Annotated in this window: 20 protein-coding genes and 1 tRNA gene; 13 read left to right on the forward strand and 8 right to left on the reverse strand. The window is 58.4% G+C overall.

The window, feature by feature from the left end:
• Positions 1-21: 21 nt before the first annotated feature.
• Together V8J85_RS03990 and V8J85_RS03995 are read right to left on the reverse strand one after the other, a co-directional pair.
• On the reverse strand, positions 22-750 hold the full coding sequence (locus V8J85_RS03990) for an RlmE family RNA methyltransferase (RefSeq protein WP_339952384.1): 729 nt from the start codon (positions 748-750) through the stop codon (positions 22-24).
• On the reverse strand, positions 750-1,862 hold the full coding sequence (locus V8J85_RS03995; RefSeq protein ID WP_339952385.1) for a Ppx/GppA phosphatase family protein: 1,113 nt from the start codon (positions 1,860-1,862) through the stop codon (positions 750-752). The genes V8J85_RS03990 and V8J85_RS03995 overlap by 1 nt, the downstream gene beginning before the upstream one ends.
• 246 nt (positions 1,863-2,108) lie before the next feature.
• Here V8J85_RS03995 and V8J85_RS04000 point away from each other — a divergent pair, with 246 nt between their 5' ends.
• The 4 genes from V8J85_RS04000 (at position 2,109) to ggt (ending at position 6,579) form a co-directional block, all read left to right on the forward strand.
• Positions 2,109-2,405 carry a virulence factor gene (locus V8J85_RS04000; protein ID WP_339952386.1) on the forward strand — a complete coding sequence of 99 codons (297 nt, stop codon included), beginning with the start codon at positions 2,109-2,111 and terminating at the stop codon, positions 2,403-2,405.
• Positions 2,406-2,443: 38 nt separating this feature from the next.
• Positions 2,444-3,361, forward strand: coding sequence for a methylenetetrahydrofolate reductase (locus V8J85_RS04005; protein WP_339952387.1), 918 nt, complete (start codon positions 2,444-2,446; stop codon positions 3,359-3,361).
• Between the two features lie 10 nt (positions 3,362-3,371).
• Positions 3,372-4,439: a dihydropteroate synthase gene (locus tag V8J85_RS04010; RefSeq protein ID WP_339952388.1), complete on the forward strand. Its 1,068-nt coding sequence runs from the start codon at positions 3,372-3,374 to the stop codon at positions 4,437-4,439.
• Between the two features lie 346 nt (positions 4,440-4,785).
• On the forward strand, positions 4,786-6,579 hold the full coding sequence (ggt, locus tag V8J85_RS04015; protein WP_339952389.1) for a gamma-glutamyltransferase: 1,794 nt from the start codon (positions 4,786-4,788) through the stop codon (positions 6,577-6,579).
• A 26-nt stretch (positions 6,580-6,605) separates the two neighbouring features.
• Here ggt and V8J85_RS04020 read toward each other — a convergent pair whose 3' ends face one another.
• Positions 6,606-8,144, reverse strand: a complete 1,539-nt coding sequence (locus V8J85_RS04020) for a helicase HerA-like domain-containing protein (protein ID WP_339952390.1) — start codon at positions 8,142-8,144, stop codon at positions 6,606-6,608.
• A gap of 405 nt (positions 8,145-8,549) precedes the next feature.
• Here V8J85_RS04020 and V8J85_RS04025 point away from each other — a divergent pair, with 405 nt between their 5' ends.
• Entirely contained in the window at positions 8,550-9,173 is a 624-nt protein-coding gene (locus tag V8J85_RS04025; RefSeq protein ID WP_339952391.1) for an invasion associated locus B family protein, read from the forward strand.
• Between the two features lie 18 nt (positions 9,174-9,191).
• Here the strand turns inward: V8J85_RS04025 and V8J85_RS04030 are convergent, their stop codons facing one another.
• The 4 genes from V8J85_RS04030 to V8J85_RS04045 form a co-directional block, all read right to left on the reverse strand.
• Positions 9,192-10,400, reverse strand: a complete 1,209-nt coding sequence (locus V8J85_RS04030; RefSeq protein ID WP_339952392.1) for a beta-ketoacyl-[acyl-carrier-protein] synthase family protein — start codon at positions 10,398-10,400, stop codon at positions 9,192-9,194.
• Positions 10,400-10,660 (reverse strand): acyl carrier protein, encoded by a 261-nt coding sequence (locus V8J85_RS04035; protein ID WP_339952393.1) that lies wholly within the window; start codon positions 10,658-10,660, stop codon positions 10,400-10,402. Before V8J85_RS04035 ends, V8J85_RS04030 begins: the two co-directional genes overlap by 1 nt.
• 84 nt (positions 10,661-10,744) lie before the next feature.
• A complete protein-coding gene (gene lpxD, locus V8J85_RS04040) occupies positions 10,745-11,806 on the reverse strand; it encodes a UDP-3-O-(3-hydroxymyristoyl)glucosamine N-acyltransferase (protein ID WP_339952394.1) in 1,062 nt (353 codons plus the stop codon).
• Between the two features lie 31 nt (positions 11,807-11,837).
• The gene (locus tag V8J85_RS04045) at positions 11,838-13,451 is read right to left on the reverse strand and encodes a L,D-transpeptidase family protein (protein WP_339952395.1); all 1,614 of its coding nucleotides are present in this window, start codon (positions 13,449-13,451) and stop codon (positions 11,838-11,840) included.
• A 332-nt stretch (positions 13,452-13,783) separates the two neighbouring features.
• On the opposite strand from V8J85_RS04045, the gene V8J85_RS04050 reads away from it, so the two are divergent.
• Together V8J85_RS04050 and V8J85_RS04055 are read left to right on the forward strand one after the other, a co-directional pair.
• On the forward strand, positions 13,784-14,356 hold the full coding sequence (locus V8J85_RS04050; RefSeq protein WP_339952396.1) for a YcbK family protein: 573 nt from the start codon (positions 13,784-13,786) through the stop codon (positions 14,354-14,356).
• Positions 14,357-14,435: 79 nt separating this feature from the next.
• Positions 14,436-14,511 (forward strand) — tRNA-Thr (locus V8J85_RS04055).
• Between the two features lie 2 nt (positions 14,512-14,513).
• Here V8J85_RS04055 and V8J85_RS04060 read toward each other — a convergent pair.
• Positions 14,514-15,413 (reverse strand): hydrogen peroxide-inducible genes activator, encoded by a 900-nt coding sequence (locus V8J85_RS04060; protein ID WP_339952397.1) that lies wholly within the window; start codon positions 15,411-15,413, stop codon positions 14,514-14,516.
• Between the two features lie 131 nt (positions 15,414-15,544).
• Between V8J85_RS04060 and katG the strand changes: the two genes are divergently transcribed.
• From katG to V8J85_RS04090, 6 genes are all read left to right on the forward strand, one after another.
• Positions 15,545-17,749, forward strand: coding sequence for a catalase/peroxidase HPI (gene katG, locus V8J85_RS04065; RefSeq protein ID WP_339952398.1), 2,205 nt, complete (start codon positions 15,545-15,547; stop codon positions 17,747-17,749).
• A 106-nt stretch (positions 17,750-17,855) separates the two neighbouring features.
• Entirely contained in the window at positions 17,856-18,239 is a 384-nt protein-coding gene (gene pcaC / locus V8J85_RS04070; RefSeq protein WP_339952399.1) for a 4-carboxymuconolactone decarboxylase, read from the forward strand.
• On the forward strand, positions 18,236-18,955 hold the full coding sequence (gene pcaH / locus V8J85_RS04075) for a protocatechuate 3,4-dioxygenase subunit beta (protein ID WP_339952400.1): 720 nt from the start codon (positions 18,236-18,238) through the stop codon (positions 18,953-18,955). Before pcaC ends, pcaH begins: the two co-directional genes overlap by 4 nt.
• Positions 18,952-19,449 (forward strand): protocatechuate 3,4-dioxygenase subunit alpha, encoded by a 498-nt coding sequence (locus tag V8J85_RS04080; RefSeq protein WP_339952401.1) that lies wholly within the window; start codon positions 18,952-18,954, stop codon positions 19,447-19,449. The genes pcaH and V8J85_RS04080 overlap by 4 nt, the downstream gene beginning before the upstream one ends.
• A gap of 3 nt (positions 19,450-19,452) precedes the next feature.
• Complete coding sequence (locus V8J85_RS04085) at positions 19,453-20,283, forward strand: 3-keto-5-aminohexanoate cleavage protein (protein ID WP_339952402.1); 831 nt, start codon at positions 19,453-19,455, stop codon at positions 20,281-20,283.
• Complete coding sequence (locus tag V8J85_RS04090) at positions 20,241-21,338, forward strand: 3-carboxy-cis,cis-muconate cycloisomerase (protein ID WP_339952403.1); 1,098 nt, start codon at positions 20,241-20,243, stop codon at positions 21,336-21,338. The genes V8J85_RS04085 and V8J85_RS04090 overlap by 43 nt, the downstream gene beginning before the upstream one ends.
• Positions 21,339-21,376: the final 38 nt, after the last annotated feature.

Below are 21,376 nucleotides of genomic sequence, written 5' to 3' on the forward strand. Positions count from 1 at the left end.
TCAGTAAATGTTCCGATTGGACTATTCGGCGAAGCTATCGCCGCGCTTGAACCCCATTGCCACGACGAACTTTTCCGAGCTGTCCGAGCGTGATGCGGGCGGTTTTACATTAACCACTTTCGCAAACCGCTGCTTGAGCAGCTTCTGCAAATCACCTTCAGCCCCGCCGGCCAACACCTTTGCCACGAACGTCCCACCCTCGGTCAGTACGTCGAAGGAGAAGTAGGCCGCCGCCTCGCAAAGCGCGATTATCCGCAGGTGATCCGTCTGTTTGTGCCCGGACGCCGCTGCTGCCATATCAGACATCACGACATCCGCTGTCCCGCCGATCCAGTCGCGAACCTTCTGATCTGCGTCGTCCTCCATGAAATCCAACTGATACAGTTCAGCACCCGCAATCGGTTCCACCTCTTGCAGATCGACGCCCAAAACATGGCCCTGCGCCTTGCTCGTCCGCTCACCAAGCGCATTCACCCGCTTGACAGCGACCTGACACCAACCGCCCGGCGCACAGCCCAGATCAACGACACGGGCACCCGGCACCAGAAAACGGTATTTATCGTCCAGCTCCAATATCTTGTAGGCCGCCCTGCCCCGATACCCATCGGCCTTGGCACGCTTTACATATGGATCGTTCAACTGGCGCTGCAGCCACTTGGTCGAACTTAACTTACGACCTCGCGCCGTGCGCACTTTAACGGTCAGATCGCGCTGACCCCGTCCGGATGTATTCTTTGTTTTCCGTGCCATCAAAAAGGCCTGTCTTCCAACACACCGTCCGCCGACATCTGGGCATAAAGCAACCCCTCGCGAAGTCCCCGATCCGCGACAGACAGACGGTCGGTCGGCCAGAGGCGCATGAGCGCCTGTAAAATCGCCGAACCTGACATGATCAGCGCCTGCCGGTCCTTGCCGATGCGGGGATCGGCGCGCCGTCCGGCGGGGCCAAGAGCCAAGTAGTCGCGAATGACCTGATCAATCTGATCAGAGGTCATCCGCAGCCCGTCGACCTTTGTGCGATCATATCGCTTGAGCCCCAGGAAACTGGCTGCAACGGTTGTGACCGTCCCGCTTGTGCCTATGATCTGAAATCCTTCGCGATCTTGCTCGGCTGTCGTCGGAGCGAAGGCTTCAAGGTTTTCTTCGAAAAACCAGCTCATCAGGGCAAAGCGGGCAGCATCGTCCTCCACATCCGCAAACTGATCGCGCAGAGTGGCAACACCAAGAGGCACCGAAATCCAATCCACCACCTTGGCCGCAGCGAACGGCCCCGGATCGGACTTGAAACCGGCATGCAGGCGCATGATGGCACGCGGGCGTTCGCGCATAGGAACATGCGTCAGATCGATCCAGACCAGTTCGGTCGAGCCGCCACCGATATCCACCACGAGCAGCTGCTCTGTATTCACGCTCACCAACGGCGCACAGGAAATGACAGCCAGACGCGCCTCTTCCTCGGGCTTGATGATCTCAAGCTCCAGCCCCGTCTCGCGACGGACCTGCGAGATGAAGTTGTCGCCATTCAGCGCGCGGCGACAGGCTTCGGTTGCCACCAGCCGCATGTGCTGAACACGATGGCGCTTTAGTTTCTCACGACAAATGCGCATGGCCGAAATGGTTCGGTTCATCGACGCACGCGACAACCTGCCCGTATTTTCCAGGCCATAACCAAGCTGTACCGACTTGGAAAAACTGTCTACCACATGGAATTGACTGCCCTTTGGTTGGGCAATCAGCATGCGGCAGCTATTCGTGCCCAAATCCAACGCTGCATATAGCTGCGCCGGATCAGGCGTTGTTGGCGCGGGGGTTTCGACCGCTTTGGGGAACGCGCCCGCACCTTTGGGACGCTTGGGCGCCATCTTCACGCCTTCCATTTCGAGTTATGTTCAAGCTAGGCCCCAGCCGCCTGTCGTGCAAGCCTTGTCATCAACTTCGTGAACGGCGCGCATCTTGGATATGAAGATTATGATCACCATGTCGGGTAGCATCGGCGATGGCGGCGCGATACGCCTCTGTCGTCGCTCATAGAATATGCGATGTCGAAATTCGACCTAGGCAGAGACAAACCGGTGCTACACCGGACGCAACGTGGAATGAGGAATCACATGCCTGACGTGACCATCGTTTACTGGCGCGATATTCCAGCCCAAGTGATCGTGGGGCGCGGGCGGCGTGGGACAAAGATGCCGCTTCCTGAAAGATTTGAACAGGCGATCGACCGCGCCGCGATGAAGTCGGGGGCGGCGCAATCAGATGAATACATGGCCGGCTTCCGCAAAGCTGACCCTTTATCCGTCGATGGCACCGATACAGAGGCGGCACAAACAACCGTCAGCCGCCTCGACACCGAATACGATCACGACCGGATCAAGACACTCATCACCAATGACGGTTGGGCTTGACCAAACCGCCGCTTCCTAACCGCCTTTCGGAGGTCATCATGTCCCTGCTTTCGTTCCGCAAACCAAAAGAGACGCCAGAAACTGTGAACCCGCAGTTAGAAGCCTTTCTGCAGGATTACTCGATCGAGGTCATGCCACGGACAGCGGAAAAGGTCGAAGACTTCCGCACGCTTCTTCCCGAAGGTACCCGTGTCTATATTGCGCATATCGAGGGCACACCGATCACCGACATGGTTGCCACCGCCAAACGACTGGCGTCGGGTGGTTACACGGTTATGCCGCATTTTCCAGCGCGGATCATCAAGGACAGGGCGACATTGGCCGAGTGGATCGCGCGGTATCAGGGTGAGGCTGGCGTCAATCAGGCCTTGCTGCTGGCGGGTGGTGTGGCTGAACCACATGGCGATTTCGAAAGCTCCATGGACCTGATGGAAACGGGCCTCTTCAGCGATTTTGAACGGCTGCACGTGGCCGGCCACCCCGAGGGAAACCGCGACATCGACAAGGACGGCAGCGACGCAAACATAATGGCCGCACTGCGTTGGAAGCAGCGTTTCAGCGAAACCACCGATGCCAAGATGGCACTTGCCACACAATTTGCTTTCGAAGCGAAACCAATCATCGCTTGGGCCAATGCTCTGAAAGACGCCGGGATTACAATTCCAATTCATATTGGCGTCGCCGGTCCCGCGAAATTGCAGACGCTGATCAAATTTGCGATCGCCTGCGGCGTCGGCCCCTCGCTGAAAGTGCTGCAGAAACGGGCGATGGATGTGACCAAGTTGCTCCTCCCCTACGAGCCGACGGAGGTGCTGACCGACCTCGCCGAGCACAAAGCCGCCACCCCCGATTTCAACATCACCAACGTTCATTTCTTCCCGCTTGGCGGGATCAAGACCAATGCAAACTGGGCCATGGCCCATGGCGGCGGCTCTGCCGTTCCCGCTGCCCAATAAGGACCCTTCAATGACCCGCACCATTGTCGAATCCAAAACGAAAACAGCAATCATTGGCTTCGACGAGCCCTTCTGCGTCATCGGCGAACGGATCAATCCGACCGGGCGCAAGATCCTCTCGGAAGAGTTGGAACGCGGCGATTTCAGCCGGGTCGAGGCGGACGCCATCGCCCAAGCGGCTGCAGGCGCAAATGTGCTGGATGTGAATTCCGGCGCGGTCTTCTCGAACAAGATGGCCGAAGACCCAAGGTACGCGGACAACAATTTCGTCGAGCCGCCGCTCATGAAAGAGTTGATCGAACGGGTACAAGCGGTGGTTGACATCCCCCTCTGCATTGACAGTTCGGTGCCAGGCGCCTTGGAAAACGGGTTGGCAGCGGCTGAGGGTCGTCCCCTCCTCAACTCGGTCACGGGCGAGGAGGAACGGCTCGAAATCGTCTTGCCGCTTGTGAAGAAATACAACGTACCGGTCGTGGCCATCTCGAACGACGACACCGGGATCAGCGAAGACCCCGACATCCGCTTCGCCGTTGCCAAAAAGATCGTCGAACGGGCTGCTGATTATGGTATTCCCGAACATGACATCGTCGTCGATCCTCTTGTGATGCCCATCGGAGCGATGGCCACAGCCGGGCACCAAGTGTTCACACTCGTCCGCCGCTTGCGGGATGAACTTGGGGTCAACACAACCTGCGGCGCGTCCAATATCAGCTTTGGTTTGCCGAACAGGCATGGGATCAACAACGCCTTCCTGCCTATGGCCATAACGGCCGGGATGACATCGGCGATTATGAATCCTATCGCACTGCCCATCGGCGCAAAGAAAATCGCGGAGAAAAAGGCAGAGGTCGCCGCCGCAGGCATCGTCCTGCCGGAAGGTATGGATGACGAAACCTTCGTTACCCTGTTTGGTCTTGGCTCGACCAAAGCCCGCGCAGGTAAGGAAATGGAAGCCATCCGCGCAGCCAACTTTTTGACGAACAACGATCCATCGGGTGGCGAATGGATCAAATTCAACCGCGCGCCCGCCAAACCCGGCGAAGGCCGCGCGCGTACTGGTCGAAGACGCCGCGCTTGACCGAACTTTAGCATATAATTCGGCACATTCTGCGCATGGCCATGATGCGCTATGTCTTCCCGGCTCAGTCTGTGCAGGCCCGTCGCGTCATCCGGCACAATACCACAGATTTGGAAAAAGAAGTCGCCGCAAGGGGTTCGAACCAGAGGTTAAGCGATGTGGTTTTCAAATGGTCGCGAACGGTCAGCACCTGATGGTCATCTGCAATAACGCACCGATCGCGATCATCCGCTAGACAATCTTTGTAGAAGATTTATGGATCTTGGACTTTCCGTGAAAAATCGTCCCTTGCCATCACCTTCCCCAAGGTCAACTGTAAGTTATCCCTAATAGAACGAGGACGATCATGTCTATTCGCGTGTTGTTTCCGTCATACTTAGTAACTTTGTTTTTCTTGTCTCCGGCCATCGCCCAACAAGCTACCGACGATGTGGCACCTGAAGAAGCCACCGAGACCGATGCCGTTACGGGGCTGTCCGAGGCTGCCGCTGCTGCGATGGCCGCCAAAGAGGCTGGCGAACCCGTCACTGCCCAAAATTGGATGGTCGCCGCAGCCAACCCGCTCGCGGTCGAAGCAGGCGCTGATGTTCTGGCAAGCGGCGGCACGGCGGCCGATGCCATGGTCGCGGTCCAGGCTGTTCTAGGTCTGGTCGAGCCGCAATCATCGGGCCTTGGCGGTGGTGCCTTCCTCGTGTGGTATGATGCGGAAAGCGGCGCGATGACCACACTCGACGGGCGCGAAACCGCACCACTGGCGGCCACACCAACCATGTTTCAAGACGAAAACGGCGAACGGTTGGGTTTCTTCGATGCCGTCGTCGGCGGTCTGTCGGTCGGCACACCTGGTACACCAAAATTGATGGAAGACGCTCACCGACGCTGGGGACAATCGAACTGGGCCGACCTCCTCGCACCCGCGATCCAACTGGCCGAGACAGGCTTTGCCGTTTCACCACGCATGGCCGACTCCATCGCCAATGACAGCGAACGCCTGCAACGGTTCCCGGCCACGGCAGAATACTTCTTTCCCGGAGGCACAGCGCTGGCCGCAGGCGATATTTTGCAAAACGAAGCGTACGCCGACACGCTTGGCCAGATCGCGGAACATGGCACCGACGCTTTCTATACCGGCCCGATCGCCGAAGACATTGTGGCCACGGTACGCAATGCCGAGGGCAATCCGGGGCGTCTGTCCACTCTTGATCTCGCGCTCTACAACATAATTGAACGCGACCCTGTATGTGCGAACTACAAGGCATACGAGGTCTGCGGCATGGGCCCACCCTCCTCCGGTGCGCTGACGGTCGGGCAAATCCTTGGCATGCTGGATAATGTCGATATTTCTGACCCGGCCAGCCCCGACACATGGCGGTTGATTGGCGATGCTTCCAGGCTCGCCTTCGCCGACCGGGGCCGATATATGGCCGATAGCGACTACGTGCCGATGCCGACCGAAGGGCTCGTCGCGTCCGAATACCTGGCCGAGCGGTCAGAACTCCTGTCCGGCGACACCGCGCTGGAAGATGTCGTACCGGGCAACCCTGAATGGAGCCATGCCCGGCTTTGGGGCGATGATGTCAGTATCGAATTCCCATCGACCTCGCATATCTCTATCGTCGACAGCTATGGCAATGCGCTGTCCATGACGACGACCATCGAAAACGGCTTCGGATCACGCCTGTTCGTGCGAGGGTTCTTACTGAATAACGAACTGACCGACTTCTCTTTCGCCACGCATGATGAAGGTCTGCCGATAGCGAACATTATTGAACCAGGTAAACGGCCGCGATCATCCATGTCACCCACGATCGTCATGGAAGATGGCGAACCGGTACTGGTGATCGGAAGCCCTGGCGGCAGTCGGATCATCGGTTATGTCGCCAAAACGATCATCGCCCACCTCGAATGGGGCATGGATGTGCAGCAAGCCATCGCCATGCCGCACCTGGTCAACCGCTTCGGCACTTATGATATCGAAGAGGGCACCGGTGCGGTCGCCGACTTCGAGGCACAGCTGACAGAGCTCGGTTACGAGGTTAATGTGCGCGGCTTGAACTCCGGCCTGCACGCGATCAGCATCAGTGACGACCTCAGCGGCGGTGCCGATCCGCGCCGCGAGGGGATCGCTCTGGGCGAATGAACTGGTTTGGGCGCCGATGCGGCGCCCTACCGCCCTTTGAATAGGCTGCCCAAAATACCGCGTACCAGCCGCCGTCCGGTTGTGCCTTTCAACTCTTTCGCGACAACAGACGCCAAAGCCCCGCCAAAGCCACCACCGGATGACCGAGACGATCGCTTTGATCGCGGCGAGGAACGGCCCTCATTGTAACGCCGCGCTGCTTTGAATTCCCGCTCCTTCGCCCCCAGCGCAGCTTCGTCCGCCTCCGCTTTCTCAGCGGCAGCGGCGGCCGCCTCCGCGCGCTTGCCCAGCATCTCGAACGCACTTTCGCGATCCAGCGGCGCATCATACTTACCCCTCATATCCGAGGCTCGCATGATCCCGTCACGCTCTGCCTGGGTAATCGGCCCTAGCTGGGACGATGGCGGCCGGATCAACGTACGCTCTACCACCATCGGGATACCCTTTTCGTTCAGGAAAGACGCCACGGCCTCTCCTGTCCCCACTTCCTGAATAGCGGTTGCTGTATCAAAGGCCGCGTTTTCACGATACGTTTCGGCGGCCGTCTTTAACTCTTTCCGATCCTTTGCCGTAAAGGCCCGCAATGCGTGCTGCACCCGGTTGCCCAACTGGCCTAAAACATCATCAGGGATGTCGCCCGGGTTCTGGGTCACAAAATACACCCCGACACCTTTTGAACGGATCAGCCGCGCAACCTGTTCGACCTTGTCAACCAATGCCTTTGGCGCATCATCGAAAAGCAGGTGTGCCTCATCGAAGAAGAACACCAACTTGGGTTTGTCCGGATTCCCCACCTCCGGCAGTTCCTCAAACAACTCGGACAAAAGCCAAAGCAGAAACGTCGCATATAAGCGGGGGCTGCCCATCAACTTGTCGGCGGCCAGAATGTTCACCTGCCCACGACCATCCGTCGCCCGCATCATATCCGCCAAATCAAGCGCAGGTTCGCCGAACAGGGCGGTGCCACCCTGGTTTTCCAAAATCAGCAACTGGCGTTGAATAGCGCCGACAGAAGACGTCGCAACGTTCCCGTATCGTAACGACAGCTCTTTCGCATTCTGGCCAACCCAAACAAGAAGCGCCTGCAAGTCCTTCAAATCCAGAAGCGGTAATCCCTCTTCATCGGCCACCCGAAAAGCCACATTCAGAACGCCCTCTTGTACATCCGTCAGTTCCATCAGGCGCGACAACAGCAACGGACCCATCTCAGCCACGGTCGCGCGGATTGGATGGCCCTGCTCACCGAAGAGATCCCAGAATGTCACCGGAAAGCTGTCGTAGGTCAGATCGAGGCCGATCGTCTCGGCCCGTTTCATGAACGGCTCATGCAGTTTGAAATCGGGTGATCCAGCTTTGGCCAAACCGGACAAATCACCTTTCACATCCGACAGGAACACAGGGACACCTGCGGCCGAAAACCCTTCAGTCATGATTTGCAATGTCACGGTCTTACCGGTCCCGGTCGCGCCCGCCACAAGACCATGGCGGTTCGCCTTGTCCAAAAGCAGAACCTGCGGGGCCGCATAGTCCGTCCCACCGCCGCCGATAAATATTTGATCCGTCATGAAAATGTCCCCTCGTGCCGTCTTTGTCGTCAAAATACATCCTTAACCATTCCATGCCACATTAAACGCGCTGTTCGCGCGAATTCGCGGGTTCGGCGCATTTTTCCCTATTGAACTGCCGTGCCCCCGGGCACGGTCTTTTTCGTTCGGGCCGCGACGAGCGCACCGCAACAAAACCGCTTATGATGTCATCAGATTTCCGGTTGACGCCTGCCAGCACTTTGCGTAGCTTCACGCCAATTAGTCGGCTAAGTCCGACAGGGAGATAATGGAAAAGGGTCCTTTTAGGGCCCTTTTTCTATGGAAAAACACTACGCGGAGCGCTGCTCATCACACGGCTTTTTGCGCTGACACTTCCGAAATGCCATGCTAAATCGCCACGAAAGAACACGAGGGATCGACAATATGCGCAGCATCACGAAAACTATCTTTCTCGCCGCCCTTTTGACACAGGCGAGCGGGGCATGGGCACAGGACACCACCACCGAAGAAGCCGAAGAGCCAACCGCCGAGGAGCAAGCAGAAGACGGAACGCCCAGCGACCTGAATCTGGGCGAACCGATTGGCCCAAAGGTCGGCGAAATATATGTGCTGCAAGAGTTCGGCGATTGGGAAATGCGCTGCGAAAAGGCGCCAGAGGGGCGTAACGACCCATGCAACCTGTATCAGCTTCTTTTGGATGACGACGGAAATCAGGTAGCCGAGGTCAATTTGTTCCGCTTGCCTGACGGGGGACGGGCCGCAGCAGGGGCGACGATCGTCGTCCCGCTCGAGACATTGCTGACCCAGCAACTGACGCTGTCGGTCGATGGCAGTGCGCCGCGGCGTTATCCCTTCACGTTCTGCAACCGTGCTGGCTGCGTATCGCGCGTCGGCTTCACACAGGCCGAGATCAACCAGTTCAAAGCCGGAAACTCTGCCACCTTGCGGCTTGTACCCGCGGCCGCACCGGATGAAGAGGTCATCCTGACGATGTCGCTGACCGGTTTTACCGCCGGGTTTGACGGCGTCGTCGAACTGGAACGTTAAGGGTTTCGCTGCGCGAACCTAGTGTTTGCGCAGCGCCAAAACTGCGTTCAACCCGCCAAAGGCGAAGGCGTTCGACAATGCGACGTTGACATTTGCCTGGCGCGCGACATTGGGCACCACGTCCAACGCACATTCCGGATCAGGTTCCTCGTATCCGATCGTCGGCGCCACGATCCCGTCGCGCAGCGCCATGATACAGGCGAGCAGTTCGACAGCACCCGTCCCACCGATCAAGTGACCATGCATGGATTTCGTCGATGAAATCATCAACTGATCCGCATGGGGGCCGAAAACGTCGGCAACAGCAGCGCTTTCGGTTTTGTCATTGGCTGCGGTCCCTGTGCCGTGGGCATTGATGTACCCCACGCTTTCTTTGGGCAGCTTCGCATCGCGCAATGCGCCCGCAATCGCGCGGGCCGCGCCCTGCTTGGACGGCATGACGATGTCGGCGGCATCCGACGACATCGCGAACCCCGCAACCTCGCATAACACCTCTGCCCCGCGGGCCACTGCGTGGTCATATTCCTCAAACACGAAAACTCCCGCTCCCTCGCCCTGCACCATGCCGTTGCGCGTGGCCGAGAACGGTCGGCAAGCGTCACGTGACATCACACGCAGGCCCTCCCAGGCCTTGATCCCGCCGAAACACAACATCGCCTCGGACCCGCCGGTGACCATGACCTTGGCCATGCCGCAACGCACCATGTTGAAAGCCTGACCCATCGCATGGTTCGACGATGCACATGCCGTCGCCACGGTAAAAGACGGCCCGCGCAGGTTCCATTCCATAGAGACATGGCTCGCGGCGGCATTGTTCATCAGCTTTGGCACAATGAACGGATGAACCCTGTTCTTGCCCGCCTCATAGACCGCGCGGTAATTCTCGTCCTGCGTATTCAATCCTCCGCCCGATGTCCCCAGGACAACACCGGATTGGTCGGCCAGATCACCGGAAAAACTCAAACCCGATTGCCCAATCGCCTGTCGGGCCGCCAACAACGTGAATTGCGTAAACCGATCATAAAGAGCGATCTGCTGCCGATTGAAATGGGCAGCCTCATCATAGTCTTTGACCTGCCCGCCAATCTGAATCGACAGCCGATCGACGTTCTCGATGTCAAGCGGGCCGATACCGCAATGGCCTTCCTTCATCGCAGCAAAAGTCGCAGGCACATCCGCCCCCAACGGATTGATTGTTCCCGCCCCGGTAATCACGACCCGATGCATCACTTCGCCTGCTGCGCCTTAAGCTGTTCGACTGCGGCGACAATGGCCGCGACGGACGAGATGTCGAAATCACTTTCGCTCGGGTTGTTGGCGTTGAACGGAACCGAGATATCAAATGTCTCTTCGATCGCGAAGATGCTCTCGACAAGCCCCAGACTGTCTATCGCCAAATCCTCCAATGTGTGGTCCAGCTTCACATCCTGCGGCTCGACCATCGCCTGCTCTGCGATGATGGCGATCACCTTTTCCTGCGTGTTCATTTAACTGTCTCGCGGTGGCCCTGTCCTTTTCGCCGATGTAGTCATTTCGAACCGATTTTGAAACGGGAACTTTGGGTCACGACCCTACCCTTTCTTCAGGCCTTGAAGAATGCGGGGCAATCGTCGCAACGCCTTGTAGCTTTCGACATGCGTCTGCATCTTCGTAGCAGGGTATCCCATCATCACGCGCCCTTTGGGCACATTGGACAAAACGACCGTCCCGCCACCCAGCACGACATCATCACCGACGATCAGATTGTCGGCCACCCCGGCTTTGCCACCTACGACCACGCGGTCACCGATCACACTCGAGCCGGCGATACCCGCCTGGGCACAAAGCAGGCAATGGTCGCCCACAACCACATTGTGGCCCACTTGTACGAGGTTATCGATCTTGGTGCCCTGCCCCACGCGGGTCGGGCGGATCGTCCCGGCATCGACCGTCGAATTGGCCCCGATCTCGACATCGTCACCAATCTCGACACCGCCAAGGGAATGGATACGATGCCATGTCGGATCCTCGGCGGCTTCGATCGGTGCCGCGCCCAGAGTCTCGCGCGCACGCTCCACATTCGATGGCGCAGCCGTGACAAAAGAAAACCCATCGCCGCCGATCACAACATTCGGATGTAGGATCAATCGCGCGCCAAGGCGCACGCCACGTTGGAGGCGCACACCCGCATGCAACACCGATCCCGCACCGACAAAGACGCCCGGTGCGATGGTTACATGATCTCCGATCCAGCAATCACTGCCGATCTCTGCATCCGCGCCGATGACCGCGAACGCGCCGACATGCGTACCGTCACCCAGCTTTGCTGTCGGATCGATGGCGGCATGCGGCGATACCCCGCCCGACGGCAATGGGCGATCCAACATCTGCGTCAGCCCCGCCATGGCCAGCCTCGCGCGCGGCGCAATGATCGCGGCATCCAATCCCAAAGCCTGCCAGTCAGCACCGGGCCAAATCACCGCCGCCCGGGCAGCGCCCTTGGCCAACGCATCGCCATAGGCCGGGGTCATTGCCAGGGCGAGGTCCCCAGGACCAGCGACGGCAGGCTCGGCCGCGCCGTCGACCGGTAGATCAATGGCGCCATAAGCGTCTGCGCCCAACGCCGCCGCGATATCCTTGATTGAATGCGCCATTACGTCCCCCGACCCATCGTCGGAAACAGCTTTAGCCGCGAACCTCTCGGATCGCTACCCCTTCGCGGGCAAGCGCATTCCAGATCCGCGCATCACGGCCATAGACGTCGCGGCGATACTGCATCCGACCATCCGCTTGCGTGAACGCGGTGCGGTAAACCAGGTGGACCGGCACCGGCTCATCAAGGTCCACCTGTTGTTCGCGCCCCGTACGCAGCTTCGCTTGAAAAAACCCTTCCGGGTCACTTTCCTGAACCGCCAACAGCGCATAGGCAAAGTCGAACGGATCGTTCAGACGGATACAACCATGGCTGAAGGCGCGGACTTCACGGCCGAACAGGCTCTTGGCCGGGGTGTCGTGTAAATAGATGTTGTAACGGTTGGGAAACATGAACTTGACCAAACCCAACGCATTGCCTCGACTGGGCGGCTGACGCATCGAATAAGGAAAATTCGACGCCGTATAGCGCGAAAAATCAACCGCACTACGGTTAATCTGACGACCACGACGATCTGTCAAAATCAGCTGGCTCTGGGCAAAGCGGTTCCTGCGAAGCTGCGGCAGATATTCCTTGGTCGCGATGGAACGTGGCACATACCAGCTTGGATTGATGACCATGAATTCCATGACATCTGAAAATTCCGGGCTCACACGGTCTTGTTCGTTCGCGCCGATGACAGAGCGGGTGCTGAAGGTCACGATATCATGATCGATGATCTTGGCCGTGAAATCGGTAAGGTTCACCCAGATATGGCGATCACCACGCGGGCGATTGATCCAGCGCTCGCGTTCCATGGCAACAATGATCGATTGCAAACGACGCTCTGCCGAAACATTCACCTGGGCGAGCGTGCCTGGCCCGGCGGTGCCATCCGTCGCTAACCCATGTGCTTGCTGAAAACGCTGCACGGCGGCCACGATCGTTTCATCATAGCTTTGGACATTCGTCCGTTGCAGGAAGCCCATCGCGATCAAACGGTTGCGCAGCGCAACGACCCGCGCGCCGGTATCACCGCGCTCCAGCTTACCTCCCGGTACCGTAGGGCCCCATCCACCAACGGCAACCAACCGCTCCATCGCCAGCTTTTCTCGCATCAGACGGGTGTATTCGGGCGAAGACGGCGGCAGTGACCGCAAAAATCCAGCCGGATTGGATTGAGCGAAGCCCTCAAGTGTCGCCAACGGCGAACGATAAGGCACCTCGCGACGGATATTCCGGTCCGCCTGAGCAGGCACGATGACACCGGTTTGAATATCCTGCGCGTATCGCAGAAACAGACGACTCACTTCGACTTCGACCTGCCCTTGCGCCTCGGGAGTGGTGGCCGATTGTAGCAAAGCGCGCAATGCTTCGGGGTCATAACGCGCTTGTGGTAGGCCGTGATCATCTGCCGACTCGAACGCCGCCAAAAGTGCATTACGACGTGCCCAACCTGCGTGACCGCTCCAGATCCCCTCAAAATTCCGGGCGCGATAGAATGTAACAAGGTCCTCATCCGCGGCGGCGGCCTGTGCGACCGCCTGCTGGAATATCGTGACTTGGGTTTGCGCGATCAATGCGGATGCATTGAATAACCACGCCAACAAGGCAGCAAAAACGAAACGCACAAAGGAATACCGAAACAGAATGCTGTGAATATGCATAAACACGATCCTCACACTTGCAACCTACGCTACCCCCGACGTGAGCGCTGTCAGAGTATCAATATCCTTACTTGCGCCAAGTCCATTCACAAAGCGGGCACCCCCTCGCTCCACCCAACCGGTGTGTCATTCTTGCCGCCGCGTAAAGAAAAAACATCTGCGCGTTTTCTGCGCAAGATGCCGCCGATTTCCCTGAAGTTAACCAAAACGCGGTTAAACAACTCTTGGTGAACGAATCGAAATATGCCATAACGTTCCTAACATCGGGGGCATTTGGGCAGAAAAGTCCGCTTGAAAGCGGATCATTTGGCGACGGGACAGGCGCTATAAACATGGCAAATACAAAATCCTCGGGGTTTACCCGACGTGGAATACTTACTGCATTCGCAGCGACAACAGTAACAGCAGCACCGACATTCGGACATGCGGCGGGCTTCCTGCGCGGCAACGCGGGCGATATTCGCCGCATCGCGATGCATTCAGGCCGGACGGGCGAGCGGATCGACACGATCTACTGGATCGACGGCGAGTACATCCCCGAAGCTATCCGCGAAATCAATGTTTTCATGCGCGACTGGCGCACCGGCGAGGCCATACAGATCGACCTACGGACGATCGACATCATGTCCGCCTCGCTGAACCTGATGGAGACACGCGAACCTTACCTGCTGCTATCCGGATATCGGTCCCCGCGCACGAACGCGATGCTGCGCAGCCGTTCTTCGGGCGTCGCACGTAATTCGTTGCACATGCGTGGCCAGGCGGCCGATCTGCGTTTGCAAGGACGGACGACCACCCAGATGGCCAACGCCGCAATCGCTTGCCGCGCCGGCGGTGTCGGGCGCTATGCCGGTTCGAATTTCGTCCATATGGATTGCGGTCCGATCCGCAGCTGGCGCGGCTAAAACCCGACGCTGCGTTTGCCCAAACAGCCCACAAAGCCCGCTTGCCAACTCGGATCGGCAATGCTAATTCCGCGCAAGTGCCCCTATAGCTCAGCTGGTAGAGCAACTGATTTGTAATCAGTAGGTCCGCGGTTCGAGTCCGTGTGGGGGCACCACTTCATTTCATCCGACTTAGCGCAGCCTGTTGAACAACCTCGCTTACCTGCCGCAGGTCCGATGCCAGCGGATGCGTTTTACGCCAGATCATACCAACTTGCCGCGTAGGACAAGGTCTGCCAAAGCGGGACACGGCAACTTTCGCAGCGCTGGTTTCCACATCAACCGCCATATCCGGTATCAGGGTCACACCGATCCCTGCCCCGACCATTTGCACCAAAGTCGATAAAGAGCTGCCGTCCAACCCCTCGCGCGGCAATCCCGACCGGAGATTGCAAAAGGCCAGTGCCTGATCGCGGAAACAATGCCCCTCTTCCAGCAAAAGCAGCCGCATCTCTCGCAGACGCGTCGCGCTTGGCACTGGTTTCGCCGCATCTTCTCGCGGGCGGACCAATACGAATTCCTCTGTGAACAAGGGAGCTTCTTCAAATGCAGGCTCTGAGATCGGCAAAGCCACCACCGCGGCATCAAGCCGCCCTTCCGACAATTCCTGCAGCAATTTCGGCGTCAGTGTTTCGCGCACATGCAAATCAAGGTCGGGATAGGTGTATGTAAGATGCCCGATCATCGTCGGCAAAAGATAAGGCGCGATCGTCGGAATAACGCCAAGGCGCAACCGCCCCGACAGCCCCTGACCCGCCACCCGCGCCAGATCGCCCAGTTCATCCACTGCCCGCAGTATATCGCGGACGCGGGCCGCGAAATCCTCGCCAAATGCGGTCAACCTGATCTGTCGTGCGCTGCGCTCGAATACCGGCGTGCCCAACGTTTGCTCCAGTTCCTTGATCTGCATGGACAGCGCCGGCTGCGAGATCGCACAGGCCTCTGCCGCATGTCCGAAATGGCGATGCTGGGCCAGAGCTTCGAAATAACGAAATTGCTTGAGCGTCAGATTCTTCATAATCCCAGCTTATCGTCACGATCAGTAGATTCAACTTAAACTAATCACAGGGCTTTGTTAAACTATCGATACAACGTCGGAGCAACCTGCGTTCGGCAAGCCAGAAACACCACCCAGCTACGGAGAGAGAAATGGACGGAAATGATGTCGGCAAATGCCCTGTCATGCACGGCGCGGCGATCAACACGACACATTCGGTACGATCGAACAAGGATTGGTGGCCGAACCAGCTGAACCTCAGCATCCTGCATCAGAATTCGGCCAAATCCGATCCGATGGGTCCAGATTTCGACTATGCAGACGAATTCAGGAAGCTCGACCTGAAGGCCTTAAAACAGGACCTGACCGCATTGATGACGGATAGCCAAGAGTGGTGGCCGGCCGATTATGGCCACTACGGCCCCTTTTTCATCCGCATGGCATGGCACAGCGCAGGCACTTACCGCACGGCCGATGGCCGCGGTGGTGGTTCGACCGGGCAGCAGCGTTTCGCGCCGCTCAACAGCTGGCCCGATAACGGTAACCTCGACAAAGCACGCCGCCTTTTGTGGCCGATCAAACAGAAATATGGCAACCAGATTTCCTGGGCCGACCTCTTCATCCTGACGGGAAATGTCGCTCTCGAATCCATGGGTTTCAAAACCTTCGGCTTTGCCGGTGGCCGGGCCGATGTGTGGGAACCCGAGGAAGACGTTTATTGGGGCGAGGAAGACGTTTGGCTCGGCGACAACCGCTATTCCGGTGAACGCGAATTGCAGAACCCGCTTGCAGCCGTCCAGATGGGCCTGATCTACGTCAATCCCGAAGGGCCTAATGGCAACCCAGACCCGGTCGCCTCGGCCCGCGACATTCGTGAAACCTTCGCGCGTATGGCGATGAACGATGAGGAAACCGTCGCACTGGTCGCTGGTGGCCATACATTCGGCAAGGCCCACGGGGCCGGTGATCCGCTTAAGGTTGCCGTCGAACCCGAAGGTGCGCCGATGCACCAACTGGGCCTTGGCTGGACCAACGGATTTGAAAGCGGCAAGGGTGTTCACACGACGACCAGCGGGATCGAGGGCCCATGGACGGCAAACCCGACCAAATGGGATATGGGCTATTTCGACGTGTTGTTCGGCTATGATTGGCAACTGACCAAAAGCCCAGCGGGCGCGCATATCTGGGAAGCCAAGGCGCTGAAAGAAGAAGATCACGCGCCAGAGGTCGATGGATCGGACAAGCCCGTCAAGCTGATGATGACAACCGCCGACATGGCCATGCGGATGGACCCGACATACGAGAAGATTTCGCGCGATTATCACGCCAACCCGGACAAATTTGCCGATGCTTTCGCGCGTGCGTGGTACAAGCTGACACACCGCGATATGGGGCCGAAGGTTCTGTATCTGGGTGACGAGGTTCCGCAGGAGGAACTGCTCTGGCAAGATCCTATTCCCGAAGTCGATCATCCTTTGATCGATGACGCGGACATTGCGGACCTCAAGACGAAAATTATGGACTCCGGTCTGTCGATTTCCGAACTGGTCTCTACGGCTTGGGCCTCCGCCTCCACCTTCCGCGGCTCCGATAGGCGGGGCGGTGCGAATGGTGCCCGCATCCGCCTCGCCCCGCAAAAGGATTGGGAGGTGAATGAACCTGCCAAGCTGAACAAAGTGCTGAAGGTGCTGGAAGACATTCAGTCCGATTTCAACACCGCGGCATCGGGCGGTAAGAAAGTGTCCATGGCCGACCTGATCGTTCTTGGCGGTACGGCCGCGGTTGAACAGGCGGCCAAGAACGCCGGTCATGCTGTAAACGCGCCTTTCGCGCCGGGTCGTATGGATGCAAGCCAGGAACAGACGGATGTGGAGTCGGTGAGCGTCCTCGAACCCGCAGCCGACGGTTTCCGTAACTACAGCAAGGAATCCTACAGCGTTCCCGCCGAAAAACTGCTGTTGGACCGTGCACAGCTTCTCAACCTCACCGCGCCCGAGATGACGGTTCTGGTTGGCGGTTTGCGGATGCTCGGCGCAAATACAGGCGACGCCAAACACGGCGTGCTGACTGACAGGTCGGATGCACTGACCACCGATTTCTTCACCAACTTGCTGGATATGGCCAATGAATGGGTTCCCGTCTCGGACGACGAAGAACTGTTCGAAGGTCGTGACCGTGCGACCGGCAAGGTCAAATGGACGGCCACGCGGGTTGATCTTGTCTTTGGATCACACTCGCAGTTGCGCGCCCTTTCGGAAGTCTACGGTCAGGCCGACGCACAACCGCGCTTCGCCAAGGATTTCGTGGCGGCATGGACCAAGGTGATGAACGCCGACCGCTTCGATCTCGTGGCCTGATCCCACACAACAGAAATCGCTCAACGGCCCGCACCGCGCGGGCCGTTTTGTTTTCGGGTTCTCTTTTTATCGCTTTCAAGGCAGCATGTTCGCCAAGGGGGACCGAATGAACGATCGACACGACAAGGGCATTGCTATGCGCCGCGCTGTTCTGGGGGATGATCACGTCGCCCAAGCCGAGGCACAAAAAACAGATTTCGACGCCCCCTTTCAGGATCTGATCACCGAAAGCGCCTGGGGTACGGTTTGGGCCAGCGATGCCATTTCCTTGCGCGAACGATCAATGATCACACTCGCTCTTCTTGCCGCGACAGGTAATTTTACGGAAATCCCCATGCATATTCGGGCGACCGCCAATACCGGGGCCAGCCAGCAAGACGTGATCGAGGTCTTTCAACATGTGGCCATCTATGCGGGCGTGCCAACAGCACGGCATGCGATCGCGTTGGCCAAACAAACCTATGCCGATATGAAAGAGGCGCAGACGTGATCAAACGCCTCATTCCGCGGGCCAAGAATTGGCACCCGCCACCCCTGACACCGGACTACAAAACAACCATCGCCCGCGCACCGCGGCAGCCTTTCGTCACGCTACCGGCGGCCGAAACCGAATTGACGGGGCCCACTTTCGGGCATGGCGATGTCGGGCCGCTTGACCATGATCTTACCCGTAACTTCTCGGCGGAAGGTGAGCCAATCGGCCCACGGATCATCGTGCATGGACGGGTGACGGATGAAAACGCACGGCCCGTCCCCGAAACGTTGATCGAGATCTGGCAAGCCAATGCCGGTGGGCGCTATCGGCATATGGCCGACACCTATCTTGCGCCGCTCGACCCGCATTTTGGCGGTGGCGGCAGAACACTGACCGATGAAAACGGTCATTATGAATTTCTGACGATCCGCCCGGGCGCTTATCCCTGGCCCAACGCCGGCAACAGCTGGCGCCCGGCCCACATCCATTTCTCGGTATTCGGAACGGCTTTCGCGCAACGACTGATCACACAGATGTATTTCGAAGGCGACCCGCTGATCGCCCTCTGCCCCATCGCGCAATCCATCCCCGACCCACGCGCGGTCGAACGGCTGATCGCACCGCTCGACATGGAGGCCACCCTGCCCTTCGACGCAATGGCATACCGGTTCGACATCGTCCTGCGGGGCTGGCAGGCCACCCATTTCGAAAACCAGCCGGAGGGCACATGAACAACCGGTTGCCACTAACACCATCGCAAACTGCAGGCCCATATCTGCATATTGGGCTGACCCCAGACCACGCAGGATTAGGACTGGAAAAGCAATCCGCACTGGGCCACGTAGATGCAGGCGACATCACCGTCACAGGCACCATTCGGGACGGCAAAGGCGAACCGGTGAAAGACGCATTGATTGAGGTCTGGAATGGAGCCGATCAATGGCTGCGCGCGGTCGCGGACCCCAACACAGGACGCTTCACGTTCCGCGCCACCCGCCCAATAGGTCCCGCACCGCATCTCGCGCTGTGGATCATCGCACGTGGGATCAATTCTGGCCTTCATACTCGCATGTATTTCCCCAGCGAATCCGTCGACGATGACGCTGCGTTGGCCGCGTTGCCAGAAAGCAGGCGCAAGACGCTCATCGCGAAACAAAGAGAAGATATGTTCCATTTTGATATTCATCTTCAAGGCGATGCCGAAACTGTGTTCTTTGATGTCTGACCGATGATTCAGCCCTGCATCATCTGTGTGGCCGTTACCGGTTCAGTCCCCACCAAGGCAGACAATCCGGCCGTGCCCATCTCGATCGCAGAGCAGATCGAAAGCACACATGCGGCATTTGAGGCAGGGGCCAGCATCGCGCATTGTCACGTCCGTGATGACGCGGGTCTTCCCACATCAGACCCCGATAGGTTTGCGCGGTTGATGGAAGGCATCGCCGCGCATTGCCCAGGCATGATCGTCCAACTCTCGACGGGCGGTCGCTCCGGCACCGGACGAGAACGCGGCGGTATGTTACCATTGCGGCCCGACATGGCCTCGCTCACGGTCGGATCGAATAACTTCCCCACCCGCGTCTACGAAAACAGCCCCGATCTGGTTGACTGGCTCGCAAAACAGATGGCGATTTACGACATCAAACCGGAAATCGAGGCATTCGATCTCAGCCACATCGTGCAAGCCGCCCGGATGGTGACGGACGGGCGGCTGCAAGGGCCACTCTATATCCAATTCGTGATGGGTGTGAAAAACGCGATGCCCGCAGATGAGCGGATTTTGGATATATACATAGAAACACTCGAACGTTTTGCCCCGGATGCGCTTTGGTGCGCTGCCGGGATTGGGCGTGACCAGATCATCGTCAACGAATGGGCCATCGCCCGCGGTGGCCACACACGGACCGGGCTCGAGGACAATGTGCGGATGGACAGGGACACGTTAGCTCCGTCCAACGCGGCACTGGTCGCGCGGACAGCCACCCTCTGCGCAAAATACGACCGCCCGGTGGCCACATGGCAGCAAACGCGCGCAATGCTGGGCCTGCATACGGCATGATCGGCGTATTCGATCACCCATGGTTTGGCGATCTGTTCGCCGATGCCACCACCAGGCAGATTTGGTCAACCGATCGGCAGTTCGGCCATATGATCGCCTTCGAAACCGCACTGGCGCGGGGTCTTGGCCACATCGGGAACGTCCCCTTGGACATGTCCCAAGCTGCGGTGAAGTCGCTCAAGGGCTTCTCACCCGATATCCCGGCCCTGATGGCTGGAACAGCGCGGGACGGGCTGCCGATCCCTGCATTGATCGAACAGCTACGCGATGCCGCAGGGCCACATGCGGCCGCGATCCATACCGGCGCGACATCGCAAGACGTGCTCGACACCGCTTTGGTCCTTTCTTTACGGGAGGTCGCAGCATTGACCACCACGCGCTTGATGACACTGGTGCAGGCCTTGGCCGACCTCGACAAACGCTTTGGGAAAAAACCGTTGATGGGGCGCACCCGCATGCAAGCGGCCTTGCCGATCACCGTGTCAGATAGGCTGCACCAATGGCGCGCGCCGTTAGAGAATTACCAAATGGAGCTGGCCGACAAAACCGAACAGGCATGTGTGGTACAACTGGGTGGCCCGGTAGGCACACGGGCCACCTGGGGCGCCAAAGCCGACGATCTGGCGCACCATGTTGCGGAAACGCTCGGCCTTACTACGCCAACCGGGAGCTGGCACACACAACGCGCGTCGCTCGTCGGTTTTGCAAACGTCATGACGCAAATCACCGGATCGCTTGCCAAGATGGGACAGGACATCTGCCTGATGGCCCAACAAGGCATCGACGAAATCGCTCTTGAGGGCGGCGGCACCTCTTCCGTCATGCGCCACAAAAACAACCCCGTAAGGGCCGAGCTCTTGGTGACGCTCGGGCGGTTCAACGCAACGCAAATCAGCGGGCTTCACCATGCGATGATCCACGAACAGGAAAGATCAGGCGCGGCCTGGACGTTAGAGTGGATGATTCTTCCTCAAATATGCACCGCCACATGCGCGGCACTTGGCAGCGCGCTGGATATTTGCAGGAAAATCACGCATATTGGGAGCAAAGATTAAGCGTTGAAAGGCTATACAGGCGAGACGGAAATCAAGAA

The organism is Yoonia sp. 2307UL14-13 (assembly GCF_037572755.1).
In the GTDB taxonomy this organism is placed as follows: domain Bacteria; phylum Pseudomonadota; class Alphaproteobacteria; order Rhodobacterales; family Rhodobacteraceae; genus Yoonia.

Bases quoted from the DNA above. Each gene is read 5' to 3' on its own strand.
- pcaC (WP_339952399.1), top strand. From the start codon at position 17,856: ATGAACGATCGACACGACAAGGGCATTGCTATGCGCCGCGCTGTTCTG.
- V8J85_RS04035 (WP_339952393.1), bottom strand. From the start codon at position 10,660: ATGAACACGCAGGAAAAGGTGATCGCCATCATCGCAGAGCAGGCGATG.
- katG (WP_339952398.1), top strand. From the start codon at position 15,545: ATGGACGGAAATGATGTCGGCAAATGCCCTGTCATGCACGGCGCGGCG.
- V8J85_RS04000 (WP_339952386.1), top strand. From the start codon at position 2,109: ATGCCTGACGTGACCATCGTTTACTGGCGCGATATTCCAGCCCAAGTG.
- V8J85_RS03995 (WP_339952385.1), bottom strand. From the start codon at position 1,862: ATGGCGCCCAAGCGTCCCAAAGGTGCGGGCGCGTTCCCCAAAGCGGTC.
- V8J85_RS04010 (WP_339952388.1), top strand. From the start codon at position 3,372: ATGACCCGCACCATTGTCGAATCCAAAACGAAAACAGCAATCATTGGC.
- V8J85_RS04045 (WP_339952395.1), bottom strand. From the start codon at position 13,451: ATGCATATTCACAGCATTCTGTTTCGGTATTCCTTTGTGCGTTTCGTT.
- V8J85_RS04080 (WP_339952401.1), top strand. From the start codon at position 18,952: ATGAACAACCGGTTGCCACTAACACCATCGCAAACTGCAGGCCCATAT.
- lpxD (WP_339952394.1), bottom strand. From the start codon at position 11,806: ATGGCGCATTCAATCAAGGATATCGCGGCGGCGTTGGGCGCAGACGCT.
- V8J85_RS04020 (WP_339952390.1), bottom strand. From the start codon at position 8,144: ATGACGGATCAAATATTTATCGGCGGCGGTGGGACGGACTATGCGGCC.
- V8J85_RS04005 (WP_339952387.1), top strand. From the start codon at position 2,444: ATGTCCCTGCTTTCGTTCCGCAAACCAAAAGAGACGCCAGAAACTGTG.
- V8J85_RS03990 (WP_339952384.1), bottom strand. From the start codon at position 750: ATGGCACGGAAAACAAAGAATACATCCGGACGGGGTCAGCGCGATCTG.
- V8J85_RS04090 (WP_339952403.1), top strand. From the start codon at position 20,241: ATGGCAGCAAACGCGCGCAATGCTGGGCCTGCATACGGCATGATCGGC.
- ggt (WP_339952389.1), top strand. From the start codon at position 4,786: ATGTCTATTCGCGTGTTGTTTCCGTCATACTTAGTAACTTTGTTTTTC.
- V8J85_RS04030 (WP_339952392.1), bottom strand. From the start codon at position 10,400: ATGCATCGGGTCGTGATTACCGGGGCGGGAACAATCAATCCGTTGGGG.
- V8J85_RS04050 (WP_339952396.1), top strand. From the start codon at position 13,784: ATGGCAAATACAAAATCCTCGGGGTTTACCCGACGTGGAATACTTACT.
- V8J85_RS04060 (WP_339952397.1), bottom strand. From the start codon at position 15,413: ATGAAGAATCTGACGCTCAAGCAATTTCGTTATTTCGAAGCTCTGGCC.
- V8J85_RS04025 (WP_339952391.1), top strand. From the start codon at position 8,550: ATGCGCAGCATCACGAAAACTATCTTTCTCGCCGCCCTTTTGACACAG.
- V8J85_RS04085 (WP_339952402.1), top strand. From the start codon at position 19,453: ATGATTCAGCCCTGCATCATCTGTGTGGCCGTTACCGGTTCAGTCCCC.